This is a genomic window from Mucilaginibacter sp. P4_G9 (assembly GCF_056400985.1).
Window position 1 is genome coordinate 1 of the sequence record NZ_JBFUKF010000436.1, and the last position, 4,125, is coordinate 4,125.

The following is a 4,125-nucleotide window of genomic DNA, read 5'->3' on the forward strand; positions in this document are numbered from 1 at the left end:
TTTAAGTAGTTTATTCAACTCCGTCCTTTCGGTAACAATAACATTGTCGTTGTCATTACGTGCAGCCTCCAGTAAATCGTCAATTATCGACCTTGCTTTTTCGCACGATGTTTTTACCATTGCCAGGTTATCGCGTGTATCCTCGGTTATCTCATCCATTTCCATCATCATTGCAATGGATTCAACTGCCGCTATAGGGTTGCGCAGATCATGGGCCACCATCCCCAATACCTGGTTTTTAAACCCGTTTGCTTTTTCAATCTGCTCGTTTTTTTCTTTTATCTGGATAACCTGCTGATAGCTATTGGCTTTAGAAGTAAAAAAATACCTGGATGTAAGGTAAAAGGCCGATAATAATATTACGGATACTAACTGATTATAAAGCATTTGGGTAGGCGATGCCTGACTGTATAACAACAAGGCCGTAAAAAACAACTCAATCGCGATGATCAGTATAATGGTTTCATAATATTCCATTACACACATGGCACTTATAAGGCACAAAGCAACCAGGTAAAGGGTAAGTGAGTTGCCCGGGTCTGACGTGGCAATAAAACTGGAATACATGCCACAGGTAATKATATATAACGAAAACAAAAACACAACAAATGCCATTAGCTGAGTGCCTTTTTTATGCCTTTTGTAATCAATTATAAGCAAGTTGCTAATTATCAGAAAAACCGGCGTAATGACGAGGAATACCCAGTTACTTGTGTTAAATTCGGGAAAGTTTTGAGCCTTTGTAAGGCTTGCCGGAAAAACCAGGTACAGTATTCTTATTATAATGTTCAATAATAAAAATATGATGCCGGCCGCCCTTATTGCAATTAAATTTTGATAAGTATAAAAGTTCCGGTATAACGACTGGTATTTTGCCGGCAGGCTATTAAAAAAGAAACGCGTTTTTGACATCAAAATTTATTGGGCTCTTCAAAAATATCAAAAAATAACAATTGTTTACCAGGTAACGTCAAAATGGCGCTTCAAATTATTTTTGTATGACTTTTTATCAGGCTTTAAAAACTGGCAAGCGATTTGACTAACACCAACTACTATGAATTTTAACAACTTTACAATAAAAGCCCAGGAAGCCGTTCAAAAAGCTTCAGAAATTGCCACTGGCAACCAGCAGCAGGCAATTGAACCAGCGCACCTGTTAAAGGGATTGTTGCTGGTTGATGAAAATGTTATTTCGTATTTATTAAAAAAACTAAACGTTAACCTTAACCGCCTGAATGATACACTGGATACGCAGATAGCATCGTTCCCTAAAGTAAGCGGTAGCAACGTTTATTTATCTTCCGACAGCAATTCGGCTCTCCAGAAAGCTCAGGGATATTTGAAGGAATTTAAAGATGAATTTGTATCTGTTGAGCATATATTATTGGGCCTGCTGGCAGCAGGGGGCAAGGTAAGCACCGCGCTTAAAGATTTTGGGGTAAACGAAAAAGATTTGAAAAAAGCTATTATCGGCTTACGCGGAGATAGCAAAGTAACCGACCAGAATGCCGAGGCTACTTACAACGCGCTTAACAAATATGCCCGTAACCTTAATGAGTATGCCGAATCGGGCAAGCTTGACCCGGTTATTGGCAGGGACGAGGAGATCCGCAGGGTGATCCAGATCCTATCCCGCCGTACAAAAAATAACCCTATACTGGTTGGCGAACCTGGTGTTGGTAAAACTGCAATAGCCGAAGGTATTGCTTTCAGGATCATCAAAGGGGATGTGCCCGAGAGCCTGAAAACCAAGGTGGTTTATTCGCTGGATATGGGTGCGCTTATAGCAGGCGCCAAATACAAAGGTGAGTTTGAAGAACGCCTTAAAGCCGTTATTAAAGAAGTTACGCAAAGTGATGGCGAGATTATCCTGTTTATTGATGAGATTCATACCCTTGTAGGTGCTGGCGGCGGCGAAGGCGCCATGGATGCGGCCAATATATTAAAACCCGCTTTGGCCCGTGGTGAGCTAAGATCAATAGGCGCGACTACGCTTAATGAATACCAGAAATATTTAGAAAAAGATAAAGCTCTTGAACGCCGCTTTCAAAAAGTGATGGTTGAAGAGCCGGATACTGCCGACGCTATATCTATTTTACGTGGCTTAAAAGAACGTTACGAAACCCACCACAAAGTGCGGATAAAAGACGAGGCCATTATAGCCGCGGTAGAAATGTCGCAGCGTTATATCTCCGACAGGTTTTTACCTGATAAGGCTATTGACCTGATGGACGAAGCTGCTTCAAAACTGCGCCTGGAAATGGATTCGGTACCGGAAGTGGTTGATGAGCTGGAACGCCGCATTATGCAACTGGAGATTGAGCGCGAAGCCATAAAGCGTGAAAAGGATGACCACAAGGTTACCGAGTTAAGCAAGGAGATTGCCAATCTATCTGCCCAGCGCGATTCATTGCGGGCCAAATGGAAGGCCGAAAAAGACCTTGTTGATGGCATTAATACAAAAGTTGAGCTGATAGAACACTATAAGCAGGAAGCTGAGCAGGCCGAACGTGCGGGCGACTATGGCAAAGTAGCCGAATTGCGCTACGGAACCATCGTACAGGCACAGGCCGAAGTTGAAAAACTAAAGGCTGCCCTGCTGGAAAACCAGAGCGACAGCCGCATGCTTAAGGAAGAAGTAACTGCCGACGATATTGCAGGGGTGGTAAGCCGCTGGACAGGTATCCCGGTTAGCAAAATGATCCAGAGCGAGCGCGAAAAACTATTGAGCCTGGAAGATGAGTTACACAAACGCGTAGCAGGCCAGCAGGAAGCCATTGAAGCTATCAGCGATGCTATACGCCGCAGCCGTGCCGGTTTGCAGGATAAACGCAGGCCAATTGGATCGTTTATATTTTTAGGTACAACCGGGGTGGGTAAAACCGAGCTGGCAAAGGCATTGGCCGAATACCTGTTTAATGACGAAGGTGCACTGGTGAGGATAGATATGAGTGAATACCAGGAACGCCATGCTGTTTCAAGGCTGATAGGAGCGCCCCCGGGCTACGTGGGTTATGATGAAGGCGGTCAGTTAACCGAGGCCGTGCGTCGTAAGCCATACAGCGTGGTACTGSTGGACGAAATTGAAAAAGCGCACCCGGATGTGTTTAATATCCTGTTGCAGGTGTTGGATGATGGCCGCTTAACCGATAATAAAGGCCGCGTGGTGAACTTCAAAAACACCATCATCATCATGACATCAAACATAGGATCAAACATCATCCAGGAAAACTTCCAGGCTTTGGAAGATGAAAACCGTGATGAGCTGATAGCCAAAACAAAGAACGAACTGTTTAGCCTGTTAAGGGCAACTATCCGTCCGGAGTTTTTGAACCGTATTGATGAAATCATTATGTTTACTCCGCTTAGCCGCGATGAGATTCATGACATTGTGAAACTGCAGTTTAACCATGTGAAAGAAACCCTGGCCGAAATGGGCATCAATATGGAGGCTTCCGACGAGGCTCTTGATTGGCTGGGCCAGTTAGGTTACGATCCACAGTTTGGCGCCCGTCCGCTAAAACGCGTCATCCAGAAAAAGATCCTGAACGAACTATCGAAGCAGATCCTGGCCGGTAAGGTAGATAAAGACAGCACCATCAAGGTTGATATGTTTGATAACAACTTTGTGTTTTTGAACACGCCCAAGGCGGCTCCGGAACCGGTGAAATAATAAGTATAAATAAATAATCGTCTATAAATAATAATCGTCATTGCGAGTGTCCACTAGGGTAATCCTGGAAAAAATAGGGATGACGTGATTTTTTGAACCGTCATTGCGAGGAACGAAGCAATCCCCAATAAGCAGGTGCGCTTGCAAATTCGCCCTGTATAGTTCGGGATTGCTTCGTCGTTCCTCCTCGCAATGGCGATTTTTTATATTGATGGTCAGTAACTTACAGTCATGTCATTGCGAGTAACTACCAGCTTGAACTGGAAAAAACAGTAATGACACTTGTTGATTATATAGCTGCTAAAGGTTAGTCTTGCAAAAAAACAGAGCAAGCTACATACCCCGTATAAACCCTTGGGGCCGACCAGAGCCCGTTTGCGAGTTTGGGACGGTCACTCTTTGCAAAAAACATTCATTGGGGACCATCATAATGGTTTACCGCGCTTATAAGC

Annotated in this window: 2 protein-coding genes; one reads left to right on the forward strand and one right to left on the reverse strand. The window is 44.0% G+C overall.

Features of this window, described 5'->3' with window-relative positions:
- A partial coding sequence (locus AC1DPZ_RS23255) for a histidine kinase dimerization/phospho-acceptor domain-containing protein (RefSeq protein ID WP_477407938.1) occupies positions 1-912 on the reverse strand: 912 nt, incomplete at its 3' end.
- A gap of 142 nt (positions 913-1,054) precedes the next feature.
- Here AC1DPZ_RS23255 and clpB point away from each other — a divergent pair.
- Entirely contained in the window at positions 1,055-3,673 is a 2,619-nt protein-coding gene (gene clpB, locus AC1DPZ_RS23260) for an ATP-dependent chaperone ClpB (RefSeq protein ID WP_477407940.1), read from the forward strand.
- Positions 3,674-4,125: the final 452 nt, after the last annotated feature.